Genomic DNA, 24,378 nt, shown 5'->3' on the forward strand with positions numbered 1-24,378 from the left:
TTGGATTACCGGGTTCATATTGCGACGAGCTTTTCGGGAGCAACGAAGTGAAATTCCATCGGGCACTGGCGATCCCGGTCCTGGTAGCAACCGCGGCCCTCACCGTCACGGCGTGCGGTTCCGACGACAAGTCCTCCTCCGACACGGTAGTGCGGATCGGCACCACCGACAAGGACAAGGCCTGGGACGTCTTCGAACAGCGGGCCAAGGACAAGGGCATCACGCTGAAGATCACCAACTTCTCCGACTACAAGCAGCCGAATCTCGCGCTGTCGCAGAAGCAGATCGATGTGAATCTCTTTCAGCACCTGCAGTTCCTGGGCGCCTACAACGTCGCCAACAAGGACACGCTGACTCCGATCGGCGCCACCTACATCGTGCCGCTCGGCCTGTACTCGAAGAAGCACAAGGCGCTCGCGGACCTGCCCCAGGGCGCGGAGATCGCGATCCCGAACGACCCGACCAACCAGGCGCGGGCGCTGTTCGTCCTGCAGGCGGCCGGTCTGCTGAAACTGTCCGGCAGTTCGAGCGCGCCCACCGCCGCCGATGTCGACAAGGCCGCGTCCAAGGTCAAGGTGACCACGGTCGACGCCGCGCAGACCGCGCTCTCGCTCGTGTCCGTGGACGGTGCGGTGATCAACAACACCTTCCTCGACCGCTCCGGCATCGACCCCGATTCGGCGCTGTACAAGGATGATCCGAAGAACCCGGCGGCCGAGCCGTACATCAACGCGCTGGTGACCAGGGCCGAGGACAAGAACAACCCGAAGCTGCTGCAGCTGGTCGAACTCTGGCACGACCCCGAGGTGCAGCGGGCGCACGCCGAGGTCACCAAGAACACGGCCGTCGAGGTACGCCGCACCGGCTCCGAACTGGAGCAGATTCTCCAGCGGGTGCAGCAGACCATCCGTGACGGCAAGTGAGCGATAACCCGCCCGCCGTCGAATTCCGCTCGGTCACCAAGGTTTTCGGCAAGGGCGCGGATGCCCATGTCGCGCTGGACGCTATCGATCTGCGGATCGAGCAGGGCGAGATCTTCGGCGTGATCGGCTATTCCGGCGCGGGCAAGAGCACCCTGGTCCGCCTGATCAACGCCCTGGAGCGGCCGACCAGCGGCAGCATCGAGGTCGCGGGCACCCCCATCACCGGCGTGCGCGAAGCCGAGGTGCGCCGTCTGCGCCGCGATATCGGGATGGTGTTCCAGCAGTTCAATCTGTTCCGATCCCGTACCGCCGCAGGAAATGTCGAATACCCGCTCAAGGTGGCGGGCTGGAAACGAGCCGCGCGTAAGGCGCGGGTCGCGGAGTTGCTCGAGTTCGTCGGACTTTCCGACAAGGCCCGCAGCTACCCCGACCAGCTGTCCGGCGGCCAGAAGCAGCGGGTCGGCATCGCTCGCGCGCTGGCGACCTCGCCGTCGCTGCTGCTCGCGGACGAGTCGACCTCGGCGCTGGACCCGGAGACCACCGCGGAGGTGCTGCGCCTGCTGAAGAAGGTCAATCGGGAGCTCGGCGTCACCATCGTGGTGATCACCCACGAAATGGATGTGATCCGTGCCGTCGCCGACCGGGTCGCCGTGCTCGCCGAGGGCCGGATCGTCGAACTCGCCAGCACCTTCGAGGTTTTCGCGACGCCGCAGGCCGCACCGACGCGATCGTTCGTGGCGACGGTGCTGCACAACCGGCCGTCCGAGGACGAGGTGCGCAGGCTCGGTGAGCTGCACGGCGGCCGGCTCGTCACGGTGGACGTCGACGACGAGCACGGCATCGGCGCGGCGTTGACCGTCGCGGCGCACGCCGATGTCCGCTTCGAGGTGGTCTACGGCGGGGTCGGCACGTTGCAGAACAAGACCTTCGGCAGCGTCACCCTGGCGTTGCACGGACCCGACGACGCCGTCGACAAGGTGATCGCCGAACTCGGCCCGCGCACGGCCTGAAAGGAGTACCGATGCAAGCGGATTGGGACAAACTCCGGCCGTTGCTGACCGAGGCGATCGGCACCACCCTCTATCTGGTGCTGATCACCTTCGTGATCGGTGGCCTGATCGGACTGTTCCTGGGCACCGTGCTCTACACCACCCGCAAGGGCGGGCTGCTCGCGAACGCCCCGATCAACCTGCTGCTCAACGTGATCGTGAACGTGGTGCGCCCGATCCCGTTCATCATCCTGCTCGCGGCGCTCGGGCCGGTGACGCTGGAGGTGGTCGGCACCACCATCGGCCGCGACGCCGCGGCGTTCGTCATGATCGTGGCGGCGTCGTTCGGCATCGCCCGGATCGTGGAGCAGAATCTGGTGACGGTCGACCCCGGCGTCATCGAGGCGGCGCGCGCGGTCGGCGCGGGACCGCTGCGAATCATCTTGACGCTGTTGATTCCCGAGGCGCTCGGCCCGCTGATCCTCGGCTACACGTTCGTGGTGATCTCGATCGTCGACATCTCCGCCATGGCGGGCACCGTCGGCGGCGGCGGGCTCGGCGATTTCGCGCTCGTCCACGGGTATCAGCAGTTCAACTGGCAGGTCACCTTCGTGGCCACGCTGATCATCGTGGCGGGCGTGCAGGGCATCCAGTTCTTCGGTAACTGGCTGGCCCGAAAAGTATTGCGCCGCTGAGGCCCCTGGTGCCCGGGACAACTCCCGGGCACCAGGCGACCGCGTCATTCCACGTTGCTGGTGCAGAGCGTGGTGCCGACGATGCGCGCCGCGCTCGGCGCCGAGCTGCCGAAATTCACCGGCGGCGGCCCGAATGCGGCGAGCGCCGCACGCTCGGCTTCGGCCCGGTTGGGACCGGTGCCACCGACATAGCGACCGTCGCGTTCGGCGATGGCGCCACAGCCGTCGACGAAGCGGACGATGATATTGCAGTTCCGCCCGCCCTTCGCCCGGCAGTCGTCGAGCGCCGCGGCGTCGGATTCCGCCCAGTTCGGGTAGTTCCAGGCCGTCGAGACGCCGGCACCGTTCGCGTCGACCGTGATCGCCCGCGACCCGTAGTAGGAACCGTCCGGCCCGGGCTCGGCACCGGCCTGCCCCGCGCCGGCCGCCACGAAGGCGACGGCCGTCGAGGCGAACAGGCCCAGGACAGCCTTGCCCGCTGTGTATTTCATGATTCTCCCCACGAAAGAAAGTAAACCTCGGTCAGATCATCCGGCATCCGAATCGATCTGTCCAAGCCTTTGCAGACGGCCACTCACCTCGAAATAGGCTGTCATACAGGGCCTTTTGAAATGCAAGGTTCGCTTCCGCAGGGCGAGTTGTTCAGCTCGCGTTCTTGGTGCACGAGGACAGCACTACACGCGCCGGTTGCGGCACGGCACTGCCGAGATCCGGGAACGGCGGCGCGCTTTCGCCGAGCTTGGCGATCGCCAATCGCTCCGCTTCCTCCCGCGTCGCCGCCCAATCGGCCGCGAACGCACCGTCGGCGCCGCGCACGGCCGCCGCACAACCGTTGGAGAAACGCACGAGAATCTTGCAGTCGTACACGCCGCAGTCCCGAATGGCCACCGCATCCGCGGCCACCCAGGACGGTTGATCGACCGAGCCGACCACTTTGCCGGTGCTGGGCGAAAAGGCCAGCGTCCCATGATAATCAGGCGCCGCGCCGGCGGAGCCCGTGCCGACGATGGTCAACGCCGCGGTGGATGCCAGGACCGCACCGAACGCGGCCCTCCCCAGATTGGACAACAGAAACTCCCGTTCAAAGAAGATGAAGCGAGCTGATCATCACCCACACCACCTACCCTGTCCAGCACCGGGAAAGCTGCCGCCGATCCTCGGGGCAGCCGCGCAATCCGGCACTCCGGCTGCGGATTCGGTCCTAGCGACGCGTGCGCAGATACTCGTCGTGCTCACGGTCCTCGCGGTAGTACCGCTGCGTGAGTGCGATCAGTCGGCGGATCTCGGCGGCCATGGCGGCCGAGTCCATCGGCTTGGCGACGACAGGATCACCGGTCTGCACGTAGTAGCGGCCATCCGGATAGTCCATCCACCAGAAGCCACGGCCGAACGTGGGACGCGCGTCGACGGCCGGGCCGGGCAGTACCGTGATCTCGCCGAGCGCACGGCGCTCCCGTTTGAGCAGCCGGTCGAACCGCTGTGCGAGGCCCACCGCGTACGCTTCGCGCACCGGGCGCTCCCGGTCGGCGGTGATCTCCGCGCGCCGCGCCTCCAGCGGTGGCTGGGTGCCCGGCGGCGTATCCGGTAGCGCGCCAATTGCTTCCGCGGCGACCTGGGCGGCGGTGCCGTAGCGCAACCTCACGTCTGCGCCGGTGTCCGCGGCGACGCCCGGAAGCTGCACCAAGGTCGCGCCCGCCGCGTCGCGCACCGCGCCGTGGAAACGGAAGATCCGGGTCAGCTCCGGCGCACCGAAGCCCTTCAGCTCGATCCGGACCTCCGGCTCCAGCAGGATCTGCAACGCGCGTTCCAACTCGATCGAATGCCGGTCGAGCAGTGCGGCCGTCGCCGCTTCCCGCTGCGCCACCAGATCGGCGAAATCGACGGCCTGCGGCCGGAATTGCAGCGGATACGGCAGCCGATCCCGGCCGTAGGCGTGCCAGAGCAGCTGGAACTCCAGTCCGGTGAAACGCACCTCAATCATGGTCACCGATCACCGGCGGCACCGTTTTCGGCAGCGCACCCAAACCGGTGAGCTCCTCGCCGTTCTCCTGCGTGATCAGGTAATCCTTTGTGCCGGTGGTTTTTTCGTCGTCATTGCCCCGGCCGGCCGCCCCCGGAGCCATGCCGGGCATGCCGCTCGTACCCGCCCGGCCGGTGGCCGTGCCGGTCGCGGTCCGCGCGGCAGCGGCCGGAACCACGCCCGGCTGCTGCGGATTTCCCGGCACGCTGCGGCCGGGGGCAGGCTGCTTACCGGGTTCGCTGGAAGTAGTGCCAGGGCCGGAACGGGAAAGGGGCGAAACAGGGTTCGAGCGCGAGGGCGTGCCCGGACTGGGCGTGCCCGCCGGTGATGGCGTCGTGGCGACCGGCGTCGTACTGGTCGGCGTACCGGTGTTCGTGGAAGTGGTAGGCGCGGCGGTCGATTGGTTCGCGGTCGCCGAGGTCGCCGCCGGGGAGCCGGAACTCGCCGCCTGCGTGGTCGTCGCCGGATTCGCTTCGGGCGCTGCGCTGTTCGGCTGATCGGCCGGATCCGTCGCCGCACCCGTCTTGCCATCGGTTCCGGATGGCGTGGCAGAACTCGGATTCGACGTGCCCGGACCGGAGGACGGCACCACCGGCGTCGACGGATCGCGCACCACGGTCGGCGCGGGCGGAATGATCGGCACTCCGTTGTCGGTCTGGTTCGCCACTTGCCAATACACCGTCTGCAGAACGCGTTTCGCTTCCTCCCGCGCCTCGTCCGCGGTGTAATCACCGGACTTCATGGCACCGTCGGCAGGCAGCGTTTTGCCCTTCAGATCCACCGGAGCGGCGAGGCCGGGCATCAACGCCTGAGTCTGATTCAGGCCGGTGTACATCTCCGTGAGCTTGGCGTACAGGAGGTGCGCCGAGGTCGTCAACTGCCCCGCACCGTCACTGTAGGTCCGCACCGCCTCCGCCGCCTTGCCCGCCGCCTGACCGGACCAGCCGTTCGCGATCGTGCGCTGCACACTCGCATTGAACGTCTCCGTCGTCTCCCGGAACGCGGTGCCGATCTTGAACCACGCCTCCGCGGCCTGCAGCACCGTGCCCGGCTGCATCGCGGCCACCCGCTGCACCAGATCCGCCAGCGGCAAGGTCTCGAACAGCGCCAGATCCTCGTTCGTGATCCGCGGCGGTTCGTACCCGCCCTGGAACTGATCGGTGCCGACATTCGTGACGGCGTAGATGTTCGCGCGATCCCGGTTCCACTGCTCCTGCGCCGCGATGATGCGGGCGCGGTACTCGTCGTAGGTCATGCGGGCGCGTCGATTCCGGTGAGCTGGTCGGCCCGGGACTGGTCGACGGCGCGGTAGTTGGCCATGGCCTTGGCGAAGACTTCCTTCATGAGGGTCACCTCGTCGATGTGCTCCCGGATACGGTTCTGGATCGAATCCACGCCGGTGGAACCCTTCGAAGTGAACTTGTCCTCGAGGACCTGGCCCGAAGGGAAGCCGCCGAACCCGGCAACGGTGGCAACGTTTCGAGACAGTTGCAGGAGGTCCCGAAGGTTCTCGATATTGCGATCGCAGTCCTGAGCGAGACCAACTCCGACGCTCTCATCGAGGGTCAGCTCCCCTGCGTTGGCAGCTTCGAGCAACTCTCGCCAAGTCGACAGACTTTCACCAACCATCAGATCCCCCTACCTCGACGGCAGATATTTCGCCAGATCGTTCGTGTGTTTGTTCGCCAGAGGGCATGGCTGCCCCTCCTGCGGCGCACCGTAGCGGCCGAGCATGTCGAAGATGACCGTACCGCCTGGAACTTCAACAGCCACGGCACATCCCAGATGATCGTTACGATCACTCGCCATCGTGAACTGAAGCGCGCGGCGGTTGCCGACCGTCGTCGGCTGCATATCGATGAAGTCCCGGCGCTCCTGCACAGCCGACAGCGTCGGGGTTCCCGCCAGAATGCTGAGGTCGTACCATCGCGCCTGCGCGCGCCAAGCGCACGACTTCCAGCCGTCGAACTCGACACCGGCGAGAGCAGACTTCTTGCTGTCCGGGTCAAGTCCCGTAGCCCGCACGGCATCGACAGGAAGCAAGCACGGGTCCCACGGGGCCTGCTCCTGCACCGGCGTCCCCGACGCCGACGCACTCGCACTCGGCGCACTGCTGGTCGCCGGTGTACCGGACGTGTCGTTGCAGCCGGCGAGAAGCAGCACGGCACCGAGGGTGATCGTGAGGGTGCGGACGGTGTTTCCCCTGCTCGGCATGAGGCCCCCTTCTGCTGGTCAGTTTCCCGGCTGCTGCCGCAGATCCTCTTCACGGTACCGGCAGCCGGTGAGGCCGGTCAGGAGGGCGGCTTTGTCGGTGCCGAGGGTGATCTCGTTGCCGTGGTCGGGCGAATGCAGGGTGATGTCGTGGCGGCCGGAGGTGTCGGCGCGCACGGTCAGGGCGGTGATGCCGTTTTCGGCGGCGAGGTCGCGGGCGGCCTGGAGTACGCGGGGCCATTCGTCGTCGGTGATCGGTACCGCCGAGGTGAGCGAGTCGGTCGTCATGGAGACGCCGATGGTCTCCAAGTAGGGCGAGGGGCAGCCGAGTTTGCCTTGGCCGCGGTCGCGCAGGGTGCGCCATTCGAGTTCGGGCGCAAGGTTTTTCGCGGCGTCGGCGATCCGCTGGAGCAGGGCTGCGAGTTGCCGCTCGGTGTCTTCGACCGACGGTAGCTGTCGCATCTGGGCCTCGGCGTGCGCGATGTCTTCCTTGGACGGGCGGTCGGGATCGTTCATCCTGTCTCCACATCCGGTCAGGACCGTCACGCAGACGATCGCCGCGAGTATTCGGGTCACGACCGTCATGTCAGCGCACCACCAGTTCCGGCAGTCCGGCGATGACGACGGCCATGTTGTATCCGGCGGTGCGCAGTTCGCCGTTGCCGCTCGGCCGCGGATATTCGCTGTGTCCGTTCGAGTCTTCGCGGCGCACGTGGTCGGTGGTCGTGGCCTCGCCGACGGAGAGCTGCTCCAGTTTCGTGGTGACCGGGTCGGGACCGAAGCGACCGAAGCCGTCGACCAGCGAGATCGGGTCATCGGGCGCGCGCATCACATAGCCGTGGCCCTGAGCCAAACCCAGGTCGGGTTCGTCGTTCGCGTTGATTCCGGGCGAACCGTAGAAGACCGCGTCGTCGATCGGCTGGGTGCGGCCGTGGTCCTGCAGCGCGAGTGCGGTCGTATAGGACCCGTAGGAGTGACCGAGCGCCGTGAGGTGCGGGTCCGGCCGGGTCGACGCCACGTCCAAACCTTCGAAGAACTGCGCCAGTTTGGGCGCACCGTCCTCGGCCCGCGCCGAGCGTGCCGCCTCCAGCCCGAGGTCCGGCGGCGGTTCGTAGCCGAGCCAGGCGATCGAGGCGACCCGCTCGTCCGGACGTCCGGCCAGCCGCAACTGCTTCTCGGCTTCCCGCTGCACCGCTTCGGCCTCGCGGGTCATGCCGTCGAGCGATTGCACGGTGGTCGAGACGCCGGGCACCGTGACCGAGACATGGTCGGCGTTGTCGGGATCGCCGACGGCCACCGCCGCCATCCCCTTCTCCCCCGACTGCAGGTCGAGCAGCAGCAACCGCGCCCCCTTGTCGGGATTGGCCGGGTCGAGCGGATGCTCTTTCAGGATCTTCTCGATCGAGTCGAGGTCGGTCAGCTTCGCCTCGACCTCGGCGAGTTTCGTCTTCTCGGCGGCGTAGGGGTCGGGGGCGTTCGGATACCGCGCGCCGTCCGGCGCGTCCTTCACCTGGTCTTTCAGCGCGTCACGGTCCCGGGTCAGCCGGGCGCGTTCGTCGTCGATCCGGTTGACGTTCGCTTCGTGGCGGGCCATGGACGGGATGCCGTCCCGGTTTCCGATCCATTCGGGATGCCGGTCGATGACTTCGCGGCGCTGCCGCTCGTCCATCGCGTCCCAATACTCTTTGTTCTGTTGCGGCGTACCGTTTTCCGGCGGTGCGGGGGCGGTCAGTCCGCCCTGGGTCGCGCCCGCGGCGGCGGCCGCCGCGACGTCGGTGGCGCCTCGGTCGTCGATCTTGCCGTCGGCGGCCTGGTTCAGGACCGCGGCCGCGTCCGCGTCGATGTCGTCGGCCTGCTTCAGCACCGCGTGCACGGCGTCCTGCAGTTCCAACCGTAGCGACTCCACCTGCACAGGGTCCGGCGCGTCGGGCAGATCGGCGATGGTCACGTGGCCGGCGTCCCAGATCTCGAGCCCGTTCGCCGTCGCGGTCTGTTCGAGGGCGGCCAGCGTTTCCTTGAGGTGGGTGACCGCTTCCCTGGTCTGCTTTGTCAGTTCGCGGACCGCCCCGAGGGTGGCGGCCTCGTCGACCAGTTGATCGGTGGTGACGGTGAATCTGCGGCGCGCGGCCGCCGCGGCATCACCCTGCCAACCGAGCAGCGTGCCGATATCGGCGAGTTGGCCGGTTATATCCTGCACGGTGGCGATGCGCCGGGACAGCGATGTCTCGAGCATTTCCAGCGCCAGCACATTCCACCAGCGAATGTCCGGTAGCAACATCGTCCAGGATCCCCCCACGGAAGTCAGGATTGCTTGCGACGAGAGGTATCGTATCCGGGAATTACCGTGAATTTCGGATCAGGGGGCGTAAATGGGTGATTCCGTTTCGGTCGATCCGGAACTGCTGCGCGGTGCGGCCGCTCGGCTGGACACGCTGTACGACAACGCGGGTACCACCTTGCGCGCCACCGATCAGGCGATCGCCGATAGCCGCGAGGGCTGGAAAGACACCGCGGCCACGGCGTTCACCAGGTTCAACGCGTACTTGGACGGTCGCCGCGCGCTGCTGCAGCAGCACGTGGCCGAACTCTCGGAATCGCTGAACACGACGGCGGGCACCCTGCATGCGCAGGATCAATCCCGGGCTGCCGAGACGACCCAGCTGCAATCCAGCCTGGACCTCTGAGCCGAGCAGCGCACACCGCAATAGTCTGCGCTGCTCTTATTTTCGCTACCCCGCTGCCGGAAAACCGGGCGCGGCAAATCTTTTCAATAGCATTCGAGCGATTTATTGCGCGTCGAGCAGACCCGCCAGACGATGGTGCAAACCGGGCCACCCGCCGCTCATTCTGGTGCGGGACAACTGGGAAATCGGATTGTCCGGATCGAAACCGCTGTGCGTGAACAACATCCGCGTTCCTGTGCCCTCCGGATGCAACTGCCAGCTGAGCACCCAGCCGCTGTCCTCCGCGACCGCGGCATCGTTCCAGGTGATACGCAACAACTTCGGCTCGACCACCTCGAGCACCTCGCCGCGGATCTGCCCGGAGAAGTTGACCTCCGGGATCGGGCGCGCCTGCATCTGGAAGCGATTGCCCGAAACCGGTTCGAAGCCGGTGGGTTCCATCAACCACCGAGCCAGCAGATCGGGGGTGGTGAGCGCGCGCCAGACCTTGGCCGGCGGGTGCGGATAGAACTGGTCCACCTCGATGGTGGTCAGGTCATCGGTCATCGGGTCTCGCCCTTCTCGTCGTCGGGGTCGTCGGGCAGCGCGTCCAGCACGTCACCCAGGTCGCGCATCCGGGCACGCCAGTACCGCTCGAACGGCGCCAGCCAGGATTGCAGATCGTGCAGGGGTTGCGGTTCCACCCGGTAGTAGCGGAACCGGCCGCGCTTCTCCTCCCCCACCAGCCCGACCTCGCGCAGCACCTTCAAATGCTCGGACACGCTGGGCCGGGCCATATCGAACCGTTCGGCGATGGACTGCACCGACTGTTCGCCGTCCAAGAGCAGGTCGAGGATGTCGCGGCGGGTGGGGTTGGCCAGCGCGCCGAACAGGAGGTCGGCGTCACTGGATTTCGTGCGGTACGGCATCGCGGCCTTCGTTCGGGGGCTGGCGGTTCTCGCGCTACGGGCGTCGTCCGACGAAACACAGGAACTCGGTCTGCGGGTCCGCGTCCGCCGGTGCAGTCACCTTAGGTCCGAACGCCCACGGCTGCCGCAGCGCCTCGTCCATCGGCAGCAGGTGCTCGTGCACGAACGTGACCACGTCGGGGTCGAGCCGCTCGTCGCCGCCGATGCCACGGGCCACGTCCCAGGTATGGATCAGCACGTCTTCGGGCAGGATGTCGACGATCTGCCGAAAAGGCCTGGGCCCCTGGAACGTCGGGATCTCGGCGGCCAGGCAGGCGGGATCGTCGATGGCCGCGGCCAGCCCGTCCCCGACGTGTTTCCACGCGGCGGCCGGGTCGGCGTCCGCCGCGATCTCGGGCAGCGCGCCCATCTCGGCGACCCCGATCCCGTGCAGCGGCGCGGGCTCGGTTCCGCGCACCTGTGCCAACGTCCGGCGCTGTTCGTTGATCACGTGCCCGACGACATCCCGCACGGTCCACCGCGGGCACGGCGTCACGTTGTCCCACTGGTCCACACGCACCGCCATGATCCGGGCCAGAAATCCCTCGCTGGTCACCCGGAACCGCTCAGCAGCTTCCGACATCTCCACTCCCTTCCTGTCATGTAGGAAATTACCTACCTTTTATAGGTAGAAGATAACCTACCTATTGCTGCTCGGCCAAGCCCCCGTGACGAGGGGCACACGCCTCCGGTGCGAAAACGTCGACGGCCGCTACCTCGTGGGCAGCGGCCGTCGATGTGCGATGCGAAAGATCAGACGGTGAAGCCGAGGGCGCGCAACTGTTCGCGACCGTCCTCGGTGATCTTGTCCGGGCCCCACGGGGGCATCCAGACCCAATTGATCTTGAGGTCCTCGACCAGTCCGCTGCGAACCAGGGCGTTGCGCGACTGGTCCTCGATGACATCGGTCAGCGGGCAGGCCGCGGACGTCAGCGTCATATCGAGGATCGCGACCTCGTCCTGCACGGCCAGGCCGTAGACCAGGCCGAGATCGACGACATTGATGCCGAGCTCGGGGTCGACGACGTCACGCATCGCCTCCTCGAGATCCTCCAGCCGCTTGATGTCCTCCTCGGACAGCTGCTCGGCGGCGGTTTCCGATGCGGGTGTTTCAGTCATTGCCGGCCCCATTCGTGGACGTGGTTTGCTCGGGCGCGATCCGGATCACCGCGTCCTTGAACGCCATCCAGCCGAGCAGCGCGCATTTCACCCGGGCCGGGTACTTCGACACACCGACCAGTGCGACGCCGTCGCCGATGACATCCTCGTCACCCTCGATGGTGCCACGGCTGGAGATCATCTCGTTGTAGGAGTCGACGACCTTCAACGCCTGCTGCACGGGCAGGCCGATGACCTGATCGGTGAGGATCGAGGTGGCGGCCTGACTGATCGAGCAGCCCTGCCCGTCGTAGGAGACGTCGGCGACGTCACCGTTGTCGTCGAGCTGGACGCGCAGGGTCACCTCGTCACCGCAGGTCGGGTTCACGTGGTGCACCTCGGCACCGTACGGCTCCCGCAGCCCGCGGTGATGCGGGTGCTTGTAGTGGTCCAGGATCACTTCCTGGTACATCTGCTCCATGCGCATGTTCTATGCAACCCCAAAGAACTGCTGAGCCTTCCGCACGGCGGCAACCAGTGCGTCGACCTCATCGAGTGTGTTGTACGCGGCGAACGAGGCCCGCGCCGTGGCGGGAACCCCGAGGCGACGCAGCAACGGCCACGCGCAGTGGTGACCGACCCGCACCGCGACACCTTCGTCGTCGAGGATCTGGCCCACGTCGTGCGCGTGGATGCCGTCCACCACGAACGAGATCGCACCGCCGCGAGCGACCGTGTCGGTGGGGCCGATGATGCGCACACCCTCGATCGCGCCGAGCCCGGCGAGCGCTGCCTCGACCAGCGAATGCTCATGCGCCGCAACGGCTTCCATGCCGAGCGAGGCGAGATACCGCACGGCAGCGCCCAATCCGACGACCTGCGAGGTCATCGGCACGCCCGCCTCGAACCGCTGCGGCGGCGCCGCGTAGGTGGTGGCCTCCATGGTGACGGTCTCGATCATCGAGCCGCCGGTGATGAACGGCGGCGTCTCCGCGAGCAGCGCGCGACGGCCGTAGAGCACGCCGACCCCGGACGGGCCGAACATCTTGTGGCCGGAGAACGCCGCGAAGTCGACATCGAGCGCACGGAAGTCGACCGGCATGTGCGGCACCGACTGGCACGCGTCGAGCACGGTCAGCGCGCCGACCGCCTTTGCCCGCCGCACGATTTCGGCGACGTCGCTGATCGCGCCGGTCACATTGGACTGGTGCGTGAACGCGACCACCTTCGTGGCGGGCGACAATTCGAGCGAATCGAGATCGATCCGGCCGTCGTCGGTCACGCCGTACCACTTCAGCGTCGCGCCGGTGCGGCGCGCGAGCTCTTGCCACGGAACGAGATTCGCGTGGTGCTCCAGCTCGGTGATGACGATCTCGTCGCCGGGGCCGACGTGGTACGGGAACCGGTCGTCGGCGAACGAGTAGGTCACCAGGTTGAGCGATTCGGTCGCGTTCTTGGTGAACACGATCTCGTCGGCGTCCACGCCGACGAACCGGCCGATGGCGGCGCGCGCGTCCTCGTAGGCGTCGGTCGCCTCCTCGGCGAGCTGATGCGCGCCGCGGTGCACCGCCGCGTTGTGCGTGGTGAGGAACTCGCGTTCCGCGTCGAGCACGGCGAGCGGCCGCTGCGAGGTCGCGCCGGAGTCCAAGTACACCAACGGTTTCCCGTCCCGAACCGTACGGCTCAGGATCGGGAAGTCGGCCCGGATGCGGGCCACGTCGAGTGCGGGGACCGTGGCGGTCATATCAGGCTCCTGCTGTTGCGCTCTGCGTAAAACGGACGTAGCCGTTGGCATCGAGTTCGTCGGCCAGTTCCGAACCGCCCTCGGCGACGATGCGGCCGCCGACGAAGACGTGCACGAATTCCGGCTGGATGTAGCGCAGGATGCGGGTGTAGTGGGTGATCAGCAGCACGCCGCCGTTCTCGCGCTCCTTGTAGCGGTTCACACCCTCCGAGACGATGCGCAGCGCGTCCACGTCGAGGCCGGAGTCGGTCTCGTCCAGGATGGCGATCTTCGGCTTGAGCAGGCTGAGCTGCAGGATCTCGTGGCGCTTCTTCTCGCCGCCGGAGAAGCCCTCGTTCACGTTGCGCTCGGCGAAGGCCGGATCGATCTCCAGCTCGGCCATCGACTCCTTGACTTCCTTGACCCAGTGCCGCAGCTTGGGCGCCTCGCCGCGCACGGCGGTGGCGGCGGTACGCAGGAAGTTCGACGTGGAGACGCCGGGCACCTCGACCGGGTACTGCATGGCCAGGAACAGGCCGGCCCGGGCGCGCTCGTCGACCGACATGGCCAGCACGTCTTCCCCGTCGAGGGTGATCGAGCCGGAGGTCACCGTGTACTTGGGGTGACCGGCGATCGCGTACGACAGCGTCGACTTGCCCGAGCCGTTGGGGCCCATGATGGCGTGCGTCTCACCGGACTTGATGGTGAGATCGACGCCCTTCAGGATCTTGATGGGCTCGCCGGACTCGTCCGGGTTGGCGACCTCGACGTGCAGGTCCTTGATTTCCAGGGTGGTCATCGAATTCGAGTTCCTTTGTGGGAGTGAGGGGTTCAGGCGCCGATCGCGGCGAGCTCGGCCTCGATGGCCGACTCGAGCCGCTCCCGGATCTCGGGGACCGCGATCTTCTGGATGATCTCCTGGAAGAAGCCGCGCACCACCAGGCGCCGCGCCGCGTCTTCCGGGATGCCACGGGCACGCAGGTAGAACAGCTGCTCGTCGTCGAAGCGGCCGGTCGCCGAGGCGTGTCCGGCGCCGGCGATCTCACCGGTCTCGATCTCCAGGTTGGGCACCGAGTCGGCGCGCGCGCCGTCGGTGAGCACCAGGTTGCGGTTCACCTCGAAGGTGTCGGTGCCTTCGGCGGCCGCGCGGATCAGCACGTCGCCGACCCACACCGTGCGGGCATCGCCCTTGGGCGAGGCCGGATCGCCTTGCAGCGCACCCTTGTACAGCACGTTGGACTTGCAGTTCGGCTGCGAGTGATCGACCAGCAGGCGCTGTTCGAAGTGCTGGCCCGCGTCGGCGAAGTAGAGGCCGAGCAGTTCGGCGTCGCCGCCGGGGCCCTCGTAGCGCACGGTGCCGGTCAGCCGGACCAGGTCGCCGCCGAGCGTCACCGCGATATGCCGCAGCGTCGCGTCGCGGCCGAGCTTCGCGTGGTGCGCGGTGGCGTGCACCGCGTCGTCGGCCCAGTCCTGCACCGCGACGACGGTCAGCTTCGCGCTGTCGCCGAGCACGAATTCCACGTTCTCCGCGTAGGTTCCGCTGCCGCGCTGGTCGACCACCACGGTGGCGACGGCGAAGTTGCCGAGCCGGATCTGCAGGTGGCCGTAGGCGGTCTTGCCCTCGCCGGGACCGGTGACCGTGACGACGACCGGTGCGGCCACCTCGGTCTCCGCGTCGACGGACACCACGGTGGCCTGCTCGAAGCCCGAGTAGGCCTGGGCCGCAACGCGATCCGCGGGCGTGCCGGCGGTGCCGAGCCGGGCGTCGTCGCGCCCGACGGTCTCCACCCGGACACCCTCGACCGCACCGACCTCGATCGTGGCCTGCCCGTCGCGCACCGCGGTGCCGTCGTGCAGCCCGCGCAGGCGGCGCATCGGGGTGAACCGCCACTCCTCGTCGCGGCCGGACGGGACCTCGAACGCGTTCACGTCGAACGAGGTGAACACCTCGCCCTTGTTGATCGCGGCTGTCGCGCCCGGGTTCTGGACCGGCTTCGAGGGGTTCTCGCCCTCGACCGCTCCGATGACACCTGTCGCCATCAGCCGACGGCTCCTTCCATCTGCAGCTCGATGAGCCGGTTCAGTTCCAACGCGTATTCCATCGGCAGTTCCTTGGCGATGGGCTCGACGAAGCCGCGCACCACCATCGCCATCGCCTCGTCCTCGGTCATGCCGCGGCTCATCAGGTAGAACAGCTGGTCCTCGGAGACCTTCGAGACGGTGGCCTCGTGCCCCATCGTCACGTCGTCCTCGCGGATGTCGACGTACGGGTAGGTGTCCGAGCGGCTGATCGTATCGACCAGCAGCGCATCACATTTCACGGTCGACTTGGACCCGTGCGCGCCCTTGTTGACCTGCACCAGACCCCGGTAGGAGGCCCGGCCGCCGCCGCGCGCCACCGACTTGCTGATGATGTTGGACGACGTGTGCGGCGCCAGGTGCAGCATCTTCGCGCCGGTGTCCTGGTGCTGTCCCTCGCCGGCGAACGCCACCGAGAGCACCTCGCCGCGGGCGTACTCGCCGGTCATCCAGACCGCCGGGTACTTCATGGTGACCTTGGAGCCGATGTTGCCGTCGACCCACTCCATCACCGCGCCCGCCTCCGCCTTGGCCCGCTTGGTGACCAGGTTGTAGACGTTGTTCGACCAGTTCTGGATGGTGGTGTAGCGGCAGCGGCCGCCCTTCTTCACGATGATCTCGACCACCGCGGAGTGCAGCGAGTCGGACTTGTAGATCGGCGCGGTGCAGCCCTCGACGTAGTGCACGTAGGCGCCCTCGTCGACGATGATCAGGGTGCGCTCGAACTGGCCCATGTTCTCGGTGTTGATCCGGAAGTAGGCCTGCAGCGGGATGTCTACGTGCACGCCCGGCGGCACGTAGATGAACGAACCACCCGACCACACCGCGGTGTTCAGCGCGGAGAACTTGTTGTCGCCCGCGGGGATCACCGAGCCGAAGTACTCCTGGAAGATCTCCGGGTGCTCCTTGAGCGCGGTGTCGGTGTCGAGGAAGATGACGCCCTGCTGCTCCAGGTCCTCGCGGATCTGGTGGTAGACGACCTCGCTCTCGTACTGCGCGGCGACACCGGACACCAGGCGCTGCTTCTCCGCCTCGGGGATGCCCAGCTTGTCGTAGGTGTTCTTGATGTCCTCCGGCAGGTCGTCCCAGGTGGCGGCCTGCTTCTCGGTGGAACGCACGAAGTATTTGATGTTGTCGAAGTCGATGCCCTCGAGGTTGGAACCCCAGTTCGGCATGGGCTTGCGATCGAAGATGCGCAGCGCCTTCAGCCGGATGTCGAGCATCCAGTCCGGCTCGCTCTTCTTGGCCGAGATGTCGCGAACAACCGCCTCGGACAGGCCTCGTTGCGCACTCGCTCCGGCCACATCCGAATCGGCCCAGCCGTAACCGTATTTGCCCAGGGAAGCGATGGTCTCTTCCTGGGTGAGCGGTTGCACCTGGTCGGTGGTCGTCGTCATTCGGCACTCCTTCCGGAGTCGTTCGTTCGTACCGTTGCGGGCTGTGCAGCGGTTTCTGATGAAGTTTTGCTGATCGGCAGCACGAGCAGGGGCACGTGGGTGGTGCACACGCAGTCGCCGTTGGCGATCGTGGCCAGCCGCTGCACGTGCGTGCCGAGCAGGTCACGGAACGCCTCGAGTTCCGCCGCGCACAACTGCGGGAATTCTTCCGCGACGTGCGCGACCGGGCAGTGGTGCTGGCAGATCTGCACGCCGGTGCCCACCTTGCGGGTGGTGGCGGCGAATCCGGCCTCGGTGAACGCCTCGGCGATCTCCTCGGCCTTGGCCTCGGTGTGTTCCGGGGTGTGCTCCTCGACGGGTGCGATCCCGGCCACGATAGTCCTGGCTCGTTTGCGGGCGAACTCGGTGATGGCTTGGGCACCGCCGATCTCGCCGAGCTGGCGGATCGCGGCACCGGCCAGATCGTCGTAGGCGTGGCCCAGCTGTCCGCGCCCGGCGGCGGTGAGCTGGTACTGCTTGGCGGGACGGCCGCGGCCCTTCTGCTGCCACGGCGCGGACCTGCTCGCCCTGGCCTGACCGGAATCGATCAGTGCGTCGAGGTGCCTGCGCACCCCGGCCGGCGCGAGCCCGAGGGTGGTGCCGATGGCGGTCGCGGTGATCGGCCCCTCCTCCAGCAGTAGCTGGACGATGGCCGCGCGGGTGTGTCCTTCGGCGACCGTGGCGGGGGCAGCGGACGACGCGGTACCGGCCCGGCGACCAGCCCCTTCATCGTTTTTCCGCAAACCCACGGTTTTCACAACATCAGTGTGGCGGAATTCGTTCCCGAAATCTAATAAGGGTGCCCTGACTTCCAGACCCCTGTGACCTGCGTCGACCGCCGTCACCGAGCCATACCGGTCGGTATCGGTCGTGCCGGGTGGTTGCGGACGGGACCGCCATCCGCCCGTAAATTCTGCGGAATCCGCACCTGGTCGATCCACCAGGCCCTGACCTGCGAGTTCCGGTCCGGACCCGAGCCGACGGCGAACTGCGCACGGTTCGCCGCCCGGCCGGCAAGCACCCGGACAACCGACGCGAGACTGATTAGTCCGGGCTGCAATTGCTTCAGTGCGATGCGTCACAACCGCTCGGACTACCCCGTCCCCGAGCGCACTCGGCCCACCGCGACAAGCTTCGGCGGCGTTGCCGACAGGGCTGCCACCGGATCCCGGTTAGCTGTGCGGATCCACTTCCGGAAGTTTGTCGACGGGCTCCGCCGCCGCCGCGGCCACCACGCGGGCATCGACATCCGGCAGTACCCCGTCGCCGTCGACCGACGGCACCGCCACCGGCGGATCCCCGAAATCCGGCATCCCCGCATCGATATCCGAGGAGCCGGTGCCGGTCGACCCGGCCGCCGGCTCGGCGTCGTACAGCCCCGCTTCGGTGAAGGTGATCCGGACCAGGCGCGCCATCGCGGCCGCCACCGTGTGCAGCGGGTCCGCCGAACGGCGGACCCGGGCCAGCACGGTCGCGCCCTCGTAGGCGGCGACCACCGTCGTGGCCAGCTCCCCTGCGGCCTGTGCGGACAGGCCCAGCTCGGCGAGCAGCCCGGCGAAGGCCTGCTCCATCGCGTCGAACGCGGCGCCGCAGGCGGCCCGGACCGCCTCGACGTCGCTGCCGCCGTCGAGCGCGGGCGTGCCGATGGCGCAGCCGTCCACCCAGTCGGACTGCGCCAGCTTGCGGGTCATGAACTCGAAAAGCGTTGCCGTGGTGGCGAAGACGTCGGTCGGCGCCTGCCTGATCATCCGGCCCGCCAGGGTGCCGGTGCCGGTGATCGCGGCCACCGCGATCTCCTCCTTGCCGCCCGGAAAGTGGTGGTAGATCGACCCGTAGGGCAGGCCGGCCGCCTCGCTCAACGCCTTCAAGCCGAATCCGTGATACCCGTGGCGCGCGAGCAATTCGCACGCGGCGACCTCGATCCGTCGCCTGGACTCCGAAACCATATGTCCGATTGTCCCTTGCCCGGCCCCGCTGCCGATCGGAACGAGCGGTGCCCGTACGCGGTATCGGCCGACCGCGCGAACTAGGCTGCGTCTCGTGGCGGTACTGGAGGGCGCGCGGCGCAGAACACTGGCATTCGGGCGCCGGGCACTCGGGTTGGACGTGCCCGCCGCCGATCATTCGATCGCGGTCCTGCACCAGGACGAATCCGAAGTGCCCGGCCTCAATCGCAAGGAACTGGTCCAGCTGGACCGGATCCGGCTGATGGGCGCCACGGGCACGGTGCTGATGGCGATCAGCGCGCTCGGCATCGGCGCGCAGCCGGTGCATCAGAATCCGACCTCCGGCGTCCGGGTGCTCGGCATCTTCGCCCGCGCGCACACCGGATCGCTGGCCATGTGCATGACCGGCACGGTGATCGTGGTGCTGGCCTGGCTGCTGCTCGGCCGCTTCGCGATCGGCGGCATCGGTGGTTCGCCGATCCACCGCCTCACCCGCTCGCAGCTGGACCGCACGCTGCTGCTGTGGATCATCCCGCTCAGCGTCGCGCCGCCGATGTTCAGCAACGACGTGTATTCCTATCTGGCCCAGAGCGAAATCGCGGCCCGCGGGATCGACCCCTACCAAGAGGGGCCGGTCGCGGGGCTCGGCATCGACAACGTCCTGACCAACAACGTGCCGACCATCTGGCGCGACACCCCCGCGCCGTACGGCCCGCTGTTCCTGTGGATCGGCCGCGGCATCGCCGAACTCACCGGCGACAACATCATCGCGGGCGTCTGGGTGCATCGCATGCTGGCGCTGGCCGGTGTCGCCTTGATCGTGTGGGCGCTGCCCCGGCTGTCCCAGCGCTGCGGTGTCGCGCCGGTGAGCGCGCTGTGGCTGGGCGCCGCGAATCCGCTGGTGCTGTTCCACCTGGTCGGCGGCGTGCACAACGACGCGCTGATGCTCGGACTGATGCTGGCCGGCATGGAGTTCTGCCTGCGCGCCATCGAGGACATCCACCCATTCGACGGCCGGGCCTATACCTGGCTGATCGCCGGCGCCATCGTGATCACGATGTCGTCGTCGGTGAAATTCACCTCGATCATCGCGCTCGGCTTCGTCGGCATGGCGCTCGCCCGGCGGTGGGGTTTCTCGGTGCGTTCGGTCGCCGTCGCGGCCGCGCTGCTGGGCGCGATCGCCATCGGGACCACGCTGTTGATCGGTTCGATGAGCGGGCTGGGCTTCGGCTGGATCCACACCCTCAATGTGGCCAACGCGGTGCGCAGCTGGATGTCGTTGCCGACCGTGCTCGGCATCATCACCGGCTTCGGCGGGGTGCTGCTCGGCCTCGGCGACCACACCACCGCGATGATCAGCATCACCCGCCCGATCGCCGCGGCGGTCGCGGGCTTCATCGCGGTGCGCATGCTGGTCGCGACCGGCATCGGGCGGTTGCACGCGGTCGGCGCGCTCGGTGTCGCGCTCGGTGCGATCGTGCTGCTGTTCCCCGTGGTGCAACCCTGGTACCTGCTGTGGGCGATCGTGCCGCTGGCCGCGTGGGCGACCCAACCGGTGTTCCGCGTTCCGGCCGTGACCTTCTCGGCGATCGTGAGCCTCATCCTGATGCCGCGCGGCGCCGAATTCGAGGTGTTCCAGATCGTCGGCGCCGCGATCGCCACGGTCATCGTCGCCGTGCTGTTCATCGTCCTCACCCGGCACGCCCTGCCCTGGCGCGGTCAGACGGGGGTGTCGGCTCCGTCACAGACGCCCAAGTCCTACGGTGTGACATCGTGACTCAGCGCAGCGAACCCGCCGTTCGGGTCGAGGGTGTCGTCAAGCGGTACGGGGAGACCACCGCGGTCGACGGTCTCAGCTTCGATGTCGAACGGGCGCAAGTACTTGCGCTGCTCGGACCCAACGGCGCGGGCAAGACCACCACGGTGGAGATGTGCGAGGGCTTCGTCGCACCGGACGCGGGCACGGTGCGGGTGCTCGGGTTGGACCCGATCGCCGATTCGGAGCGGCTGCGCGCGCGCATCGGCGTGATGCTGCAGGGCGGCGGCGCGTATCCGGGCGCGAAGGCGGGCGAGATGCTCGACCTGGTCGCCGCGTATTCGGCCGATCCGCTCGACCCGCAGTGGCTGCTGCGCACGCTCGGCTTGCAGGACAATCGCGCGACGCCCTATCGCCGGCTCTCGGGCGGGCAGCAGCAGCGGCTGGCGCTGGCGTGCGCGCTGGTCGGCAAGCCGGAGATCGTCTTCCTGGACGAGCCGACCGCGGGCCTGGACGCGCAGGCGCGACTCATCGTGTGGGAGTTGATCGATGCGCTGCGCCGCGACGGCGTGACGGTGGTGCTCACCACCCATGTGATGGACGAGGCCGAGCAGCTCGCCGACCAGCTGGTGATCATCGACCACGGGCAGATCGTCGCCTCCGGCACGCCCGCCGAGGTGACCGCGCACGGGGCGGCGGGGCAGCTACGGTTCTGCGCCCCACCGAAACTCGATCTGGAATTGCTGAAATCGGCACTGCCGGAAGGGTTCGCGCCCCGCGAGACCACGCCGGGCACATATCTGGTGGAGGGCGAGATCACCCCACAGGTACTCGCCACGGTGACCGCCTGGTGCGCCAGGGTGAACGTGCTCGCCACCGACATCCGGATCGATCAGCGCAGACTCGAAGACGTTTTCCTGGAACTGACCGGACGGGAGCTGCGCGGATGACCCAGCCAGATCTGAGCGCCAACCGCTTCGCGCCGGGCACCTTCGCGCCCGACCCGCGGCCCAGCTCCCGGCTCGCGATGATGAGCGCGCAGACCCGGCTGGAGCTGATCCTGTTGCTGCGCAACGGCGAACAGCTGCTGCTCACCATGTTCATCCCGATCACCCTGCTGGTCGGGCTCAGCCTGTTGCCGTTCGGCGACCTCGGCGACGATCGGGTGGACAAGATCGTGCCCGCGGTGATGATGGTGGCGGTCATGTCCACCGCGTTCACCGGCCAGGCCATCGCCGTCGGCTTCGATCGCCGCTACGGCGCGCTCAAGCGGCTGGGCGCGACCGCGCTGCCGCGCTGGGGCATCATCGCGGGCAAGTGCGCCGCGGTGCTCATCGTCGTTGTGCTGCAAGCGATTCTGCTCGGCGTGATCGGTTTCGCCCTGGGCTGGCGCCCGGAGCCCGCCGGACTCGTGCTGGGCGCGTTCGTGATCGCGCTCGGCACCGCGACGTTCGCGGCGATGGGGCTGCTGCTCGGCGGCACGCTGAAGGCGGAGGTCGTGCTCGCGCTGGCGAACATCCTGTGGTTCGTCATGCTCGGCATCGCCAGCGTGGTGTTCGCCTCCGACGACCTACCCACCGCGGTGAATGTGCTTGCCCGCCTGATTCCTTCGGGCGCGCTGACGGTCGCGCTGGAGGACGCGATGCGCAGCAGCGTGGACTGGTTCGGCATCGCGGTGCTCGCGGTGTGGGGCCTGGTGTCGGGCGGGCTCGCGGCCCGCTGGTTCCGCTTCCAGTAACCCACGCAGCTCGTCGATAACCTACGGCGCTGCGTCGATAACCCACGGAGCTGCGTCGATACCTACGGAGCTGCGTCGATCACTCCGGCAGCCGCCGTGTGCGGTACCAACGACAGCGTGTAGTTGACCGTGCTCTACCATCGTGACGTGCTGTATCGCGCGTTCCTGCGACTCGTCGACAAGCTGCCGCTGCCCTCGCTGCGGGTGCAGCGGATCCTCGCGATCGCGGTCATCCTCACCCAGGCGGGCATCTCGGTCACCGGTGCGGTCGTCCGGGTCACCGCGTCCGGTCTCGGCTGCCCGACCTGGCCGCAGTGCTTCCCCGGCAGCTTCACCCCCGTGGGGGTGTCCGAGGTGCCGGTGCTGCATCAGGCCGTCGAGTTCGGCAACCGGCTGCTGACCTTCGTGGTGTCGCTGTGCGCCGCACTGATCGTGCTCGCGGTCGTGCGCGCCCGCCGTCGGCACGATGTGCTGGTCTACGCCTGGCTGATGCCCGGCGGCACGCTGCTGCAGGGCATCATCGGCGGCATCACGGTGCGCACCGGGCTGCTCTGGTGGACCGTCGCGATCCACCTGCTCGCGTCCATGCTCATGGTCTGGCTCTCGGTCGTGCTGTACACCAAGATCTGCGAACCCGACGACGGCGTCGCCACCGTGCAGGCGCCCGCGCCGCTGCGCTGGCTCACCGGGCTCAGCGCGGTCGCGATGAGCGGGGTGCTGATCGCGGGCACGCTGGTCACCGGCGCGGGACCGCACGCGGGCGACAAGAGCATCGAGCGGCAGGTCGAACGGTTGCAGGTGGAGATCGTCACGCTGGTGCACCTGCATTCGCAGTTGCTCGTCGGCTATCTCGCGCTACTGATCGGCCTCGCCTTCGGCCTCTTCGCGGTCGGCATCACCCCGGCCGTGCGCAAGCGGCTGTTCGTGGTTCTGGCCATCGTGTGCGCCCAGGCGCTGATCGGCATCGTGCAGTACTTCACCGATGTCCCGGCCGTGCTGGTCGTCTTCCACGTCGGCGGCGCCGCGGCCTGTGTCGCCGCCACCGCCGCCCTCTGGGCCGCCCTGCACACCCGCGAACCGGTTCCGGCCGCGGTCACCGCCAAGCAATCCGCCTGAGGTCGGGCCGGTAGAGTACCGGCGATGGGGACCACCGTGCCGGGAGCACCAGTGCCGCAGCCGTTTCCACTGATCGACCCCTATGCGCACGGATGCTTGGAGGTCGGTGACGGCAACCGGATCTACTGGGAGACCAGTGGAAATCCGGACGGGAAACCCGTGCTCGTGGTGCACGGCGGGCCGGGTTCGGGCGGCAAGCGCGGCTCGCGCCGGAACTTCGATCCCAGCGCCTATCGGATCGTGCTGTTCGATCAACGCGGTTGCGGCGAAAGCCTGCCGCACGCCGCCGATCCCGCGGTCGATCTGTCCGTCAACACCACCGACCATTTGATCGCCGACATGGAGCGCCTGCGCGAGTTTTTGGGCATCGAGCAGTGGCTGCTGTACGGCGGCTCGTGGGGCTCCACTTTGATCCTTGCCTACGCCGAGCGCTATCCCGCCCGGGTCTCCGAGATCATCCTGGTCGGCGTCACCATGACCAGACCGGAAGAGACGGACTGGCTCTATCGCGGTGTCGGCCGCTTCCTGCCCGGGCCGTGGGCCGCGTTCCGGGACGCCCTGCCCGCCGCCGAGCGCGACGGAAACCTCGTCGCCGCGTACAACCGCCTGCTGAACGACGCGGATCCCGAGGTGCGCGCCAAGGCCGCGCGGGACTGGTGCGCGTGGGAGGACGCCGTCATCGCGCACGAAAACCTGGGCCGCCCAGGCCAATACAGCGACAAGACGGATGCCGACCTGCTGGCCTTCGTGCGGATTTGCGCGCACTACTTCGCCAACGACGCCTGGCTCCCGGACGGACAACTCCTGCGTGACGCGCACGCACTCGCGGGTATCCCCGGTGTGCTGATCCACGGACGCCTCGACCTCGGCTCGCCCCTGTACACCGCATGGCAATTGGCGCAGGCGTGGCCGGACGCCGAGCTGCACGTCGTCGACGATTCGGGACACACCGGCAGCCCGGAGATGCTGCGGGCGATTCTCGACGCGGCCGCCCGGTTCGCGCCGTCAGGGAGCTAG

General features: G+C 67.9%; 28 protein-coding genes. 9 read left to right on the top strand and 19 right to left on the bottom strand.

From position 1 onward, the window contains the following. Nucleotides 1-47: 47 nt before the first annotated feature. From NVU01S_RS28615 to NVU01S_RS28625, 3 genes are read left to right on the top strand one after another with little or no spacing between them, the layout of a single operon-like run. Entirely contained in the window at nt 48-923 is an 876-nt protein-coding gene (locus NVU01S_RS28615) for a MetQ/NlpA family ABC transporter substrate-binding protein (protein ID WP_043669372.1), read from the top strand. After that, nucleotides 920-1,933, top strand: coding sequence for a methionine ABC transporter ATP-binding protein (locus NVU01S_RS28620; protein ID WP_043669375.1), 1,014 nt, complete (start codon nt 920-922; stop codon nt 1,931-1,933). The genes NVU01S_RS28615 and NVU01S_RS28620 overlap by 4 nt, the downstream gene beginning before the upstream one ends. Before the next feature lie 11 nt (nt 1,934-1,944). Beyond that, nucleotides 1,945-2,607, top strand: coding sequence for a methionine ABC transporter permease (locus NVU01S_RS28625; RefSeq protein ID WP_042258923.1), 663 nt, complete (start codon nt 1,945-1,947; stop codon nt 2,605-2,607). A 44-nt stretch (nt 2,608-2,651) separates the two neighbouring features. On the opposite strand, the gene NVU01S_RS28630 is transcribed toward NVU01S_RS28625, so the two are convergent. The 8 genes from NVU01S_RS28630 to NVU01S_RS28665 all read right to left on the bottom strand — a co-directional run bounded on the left by NVU01S_RS28630 (nt 2,652) and on the right by NVU01S_RS28665 (nt 9,116). Then, a complete protein-coding gene (locus NVU01S_RS28630) occupies nt 2,652-3,098 on the bottom strand; it encodes a DUF4189 domain-containing protein (protein ID WP_052280520.1) in 447 nt (148 codons plus the stop codon). A 151-nt stretch (nt 3,099-3,249) separates the two neighbouring features. Then, nucleotides 3,250-3,675: a DUF4189 domain-containing protein gene (locus NVU01S_RS28635; RefSeq protein WP_043669378.1), complete on the bottom strand. Its 426-nt coding sequence runs from the start codon at nt 3,673-3,675 to the stop codon at nt 3,250-3,252. Nucleotides 3,676-3,808: 133 nt separating this feature from the next. Then, nucleotides 3,809-4,588, bottom strand: coding sequence for an ESX secretion-associated protein EspG (locus tag NVU01S_RS28640; protein WP_043669382.1), 780 nt, complete (start codon nt 4,586-4,588; stop codon nt 3,809-3,811). Further along, nucleotides 4,581-5,882, bottom strand: a complete 1,302-nt coding sequence (locus NVU01S_RS28645; protein ID WP_052280521.1) for a hypothetical protein — start codon at nt 5,880-5,882, stop codon at nt 4,581-4,583. The genes NVU01S_RS28640 and NVU01S_RS28645 overlap by 8 nt, the downstream gene beginning before the upstream one ends. Further along, complete coding sequence (locus NVU01S_RS28650; protein WP_063048183.1) at nt 5,879-6,256, bottom strand: hypothetical protein; 378 nt, start codon at nt 6,254-6,256, stop codon at nt 5,879-5,881. The genes NVU01S_RS28645 and NVU01S_RS28650 overlap by 4 nt, the downstream gene beginning before the upstream one ends. A gap of 9 nt (nt 6,257-6,265) precedes the next feature. Further along, entirely contained in the window at nt 6,266-6,841 is a 576-nt protein-coding gene (locus NVU01S_RS28655; protein ID WP_043669387.1) for a DUF3558 domain-containing protein, read from the bottom strand. An 18-nt stretch (nt 6,842-6,859) separates the two neighbouring features. Continuing rightward, nucleotides 6,860-7,354, bottom strand: coding sequence for an LppA family lipoprotein (locus NVU01S_RS28660; protein ID WP_167829372.1), 495 nt, complete (start codon nt 7,352-7,354; stop codon nt 6,860-6,862). A 70-nt stretch (nt 7,355-7,424) separates the two neighbouring features. After that, a complete protein-coding gene (locus NVU01S_RS28665; RefSeq protein WP_043669390.1) occupies nt 7,425-9,116 on the bottom strand; it encodes an alpha/beta hydrolase in 1,692 nt (563 codons plus the stop codon). Between the two features lie 91 nt (nt 9,117-9,207). Between NVU01S_RS28665 and NVU01S_RS28670 the strand changes: the two genes are divergently transcribed. Further along, nucleotides 9,208-9,522, top strand: coding sequence for a WXG100 family type VII secretion target (locus tag NVU01S_RS28670; protein ID WP_043669392.1), 315 nt, complete (start codon nt 9,208-9,210; stop codon nt 9,520-9,522). 102 nt (nt 9,523-9,624) lie between these two features. Here the strand turns inward: NVU01S_RS28670 and NVU01S_RS28675 are convergent, their stop codons facing one another. From NVU01S_RS28675 to NVU01S_RS28725, 11 genes are all read right to left on the bottom strand, one after another. Beyond that, nucleotides 9,625-10,068 (bottom strand): SRPBCC family protein, encoded by a 444-nt coding sequence (locus NVU01S_RS28675; protein ID WP_043669395.1) that lies wholly within the window; start codon nt 10,066-10,068, stop codon nt 9,625-9,627. Then, on the bottom strand, nt 10,065-10,430 hold the full coding sequence (locus NVU01S_RS28680; protein ID WP_043669398.1) for an ArsR/SmtB family transcription factor: 366 nt from the start codon (nt 10,428-10,430) through the stop codon (nt 10,065-10,067). Before NVU01S_RS28680 ends, NVU01S_RS28675 begins: the two co-directional genes overlap by 4 nt. Before the next feature lie 34 nt (nt 10,431-10,464). After that, complete coding sequence (locus NVU01S_RS28685; RefSeq protein WP_043669557.1) at nt 10,465-11,052, bottom strand: TIGR03086 family metal-binding protein; 588 nt, start codon at nt 11,050-11,052, stop codon at nt 10,465-10,467. A 170-nt stretch (nt 11,053-11,222) separates the two neighbouring features. Beyond that, the gene (locus tag NVU01S_RS28690) at nt 11,223-11,588 is read right to left on the bottom strand and encodes a metal-sulfur cluster assembly factor (RefSeq protein WP_042258910.1); all 366 of its coding nucleotides are present in this window, start codon (nt 11,586-11,588) and stop codon (nt 11,223-11,225) included. Then, on the bottom strand, nt 11,581-12,054 hold the full coding sequence (gene sufU / locus NVU01S_RS28695; RefSeq protein ID WP_043669401.1) for a Fe-S cluster assembly sulfur transfer protein SufU: 474 nt from the start codon (nt 12,052-12,054) through the stop codon (nt 11,581-11,583). The genes NVU01S_RS28690 and sufU overlap by 8 nt, the downstream gene beginning before the upstream one ends. A 3-nt stretch (nt 12,055-12,057) precedes the next feature. Further along, a complete protein-coding gene (locus tag NVU01S_RS28700) occupies nt 12,058-13,311 on the bottom strand; it encodes a cysteine desulfurase (protein ID WP_043669404.1) in 1,254 nt (417 codons plus the stop codon). Nucleotide 13,312: 1 nt separating this feature from the next. Then, nucleotides 13,313-14,089, bottom strand: a complete 777-nt coding sequence (gene sufC, locus NVU01S_RS28705) for a Fe-S cluster assembly ATPase SufC (RefSeq protein ID WP_014986356.1) — start codon at nt 14,087-14,089, stop codon at nt 13,313-13,315. Nucleotides 14,090-14,121: 32 nt separating this feature from the next. Further along, nucleotides 14,122-15,330: a Fe-S cluster assembly protein SufD gene (gene sufD / locus NVU01S_RS28710; RefSeq protein ID WP_043669407.1), complete on the bottom strand. Its 1,209-nt coding sequence runs from the start codon at nt 15,328-15,330 to the stop codon at nt 14,122-14,124. After that, nucleotides 15,330-16,766, bottom strand: a complete 1,437-nt coding sequence (sufB, locus tag NVU01S_RS28715; protein WP_029900622.1) for a Fe-S cluster assembly protein SufB — start codon at nt 16,764-16,766, stop codon at nt 15,330-15,332. Before sufB ends, sufD begins: the two co-directional genes overlap by 1 nt. Next, nucleotides 16,763-17,563 carry a helix-turn-helix transcriptional regulator gene (locus NVU01S_RS28720; protein ID WP_043669410.1) on the bottom strand — a complete coding sequence of 267 codons (801 nt, stop codon included), beginning with the start codon at nt 17,561-17,563 and terminating at the stop codon, nt 16,763-16,765. The genes sufB and NVU01S_RS28720 overlap by 4 nt, the downstream gene beginning before the upstream one ends. Nucleotides 17,564-17,977: 414 nt before the next feature. After that, nucleotides 17,978-18,751, bottom strand: a complete 774-nt coding sequence (locus tag NVU01S_RS28725; protein ID WP_043669413.1) for a TetR/AcrR family transcriptional regulator — start codon at nt 18,749-18,751, stop codon at nt 17,978-17,980. Nucleotides 18,752-18,845: 94 nt separating this feature from the next. On the opposite strand from NVU01S_RS28725, the gene mptB reads away from it, so the two are divergent. The 5 genes from mptB to pip all read left to right on the top strand — a co-directional run bounded on the left by mptB (nt 18,846) and on the right by pip (nt 24,378). Next, a complete protein-coding gene (gene mptB, locus NVU01S_RS28730) occupies nt 18,846-20,528 on the top strand; it encodes a polyprenol phosphomannose-dependent alpha 1,6 mannosyltransferase MptB (protein ID WP_036561526.1) in 1,683 nt (560 codons plus the stop codon). Further along, the gene (locus NVU01S_RS28735) at nt 20,525-21,457 is read left to right on the top strand and encodes an ABC transporter ATP-binding protein (protein ID WP_043669414.1); all 933 of its coding nucleotides are present in this window, start codon (nt 20,525-20,527) and stop codon (nt 21,455-21,457) included. Before mptB ends, NVU01S_RS28735 begins: the two co-directional genes overlap by 4 nt. Beyond that, nucleotides 21,454-22,245, top strand: coding sequence for an ABC transporter permease (locus NVU01S_RS28740; protein ID WP_043669416.1), 792 nt, complete (start codon nt 21,454-21,456; stop codon nt 22,243-22,245). Before NVU01S_RS28735 ends, NVU01S_RS28740 begins: the two co-directional genes overlap by 4 nt. A 147-nt stretch (nt 22,246-22,392) precedes the next feature. Continuing rightward, nucleotides 22,393-23,361, top strand: a complete 969-nt coding sequence (locus tag NVU01S_RS28745) for a COX15/CtaA family protein (RefSeq protein ID WP_043669560.1) — start codon at nt 22,393-22,395, stop codon at nt 23,359-23,361. Nucleotides 23,362-23,385: 24 nt separating this feature from the next. Continuing rightward, nucleotides 23,386-24,378, top strand: coding sequence for a prolyl aminopeptidase (pip, locus tag NVU01S_RS28750; protein WP_082032004.1), 993 nt, complete (start codon nt 23,386-23,388; stop codon nt 24,376-24,378).

Source organism: Nocardia vulneris, assembly GCF_001613425.1.
Classification (GTDB): domain Bacteria; phylum Actinomycetota; class Actinomycetes; order Mycobacteriales; family Mycobacteriaceae; genus Nocardia; species Nocardia vulneris.